This is a genomic window from Bartonella sp. AC130YNZD, assembly GCF_042196865.1.
Lineage (GTDB): Bacteria > Pseudomonadota > Alphaproteobacteria > Rhizobiales > Rhizobiaceae > Bartonella.
Map to the genome: position 1 here is coordinate 1 of NZ_JBHIQZ010000156.1, position 686 is coordinate 686.

Below are 686 nucleotides of genomic sequence, written 5' to 3' on the forward strand. Positions count from 1 at the left end.
TGGTTTTCCAAGCCGACAGTGGTTTGCTTGCCATCCCTTAAGATATATAACGTATCTGCCATGTCTTGAGTATTATAAGCTGGACCAAAAAAATTAACCGTTGTTTCCTTTGCTATACCGTGAACACCATGCTTTACTAAATCATGTGATCCATTTCCTGCTGTTATGGTACCACGACTATGGGCATCATCATGCAATCCTGTATTGCCATAAAGATACATTGTATCCTGGAATTTCTTGGTTGAATTGGTCAATCCAAAAAAAAATCTACCTTCCAGAAACTTCTGAAAAATCGCTATCCCTACTTCCACTTCCCAGTCTTCAGCTTCTGGAAAGTATGTAAAATAAAGGGGACCATGATCATTGTCAGCAAACTGGACAGTATAACGCGCAGCATCATCTGGTGAGGTAAAAATACCATTGTAAAACATATGAACCTTGCCATCAGAACCTTTTTGTAAATGTTTTTCTTCTTCAGGCGTTAAATAACGATACAGAGGTATTTTTCTTCCATAACTGTCTTTTATAGGTTTTCCATTTTTATCTGTTGCATAGAGGACATTGCCATTTTCATCATGCAAAACCTCACCCTCAGGATGCTCTTTGAGATATGCGAATTCGCGTATTTTGTCCCAGTATCCCAATCCTTCATCCGATAAATCATTGATCATATCTACGCGATTATG

At 38.3% G+C, this 686-nt stretch carries 1 pseudogene; it reads right to left on the minus strand.

Going from position 1 to position 686, the window contains the following annotated elements:
* A pseudogene (locus tag ACFINU_RS10245) lies at nt 1-686 on the minus strand (filamentous hemagglutinin); the annotation flags it as partial.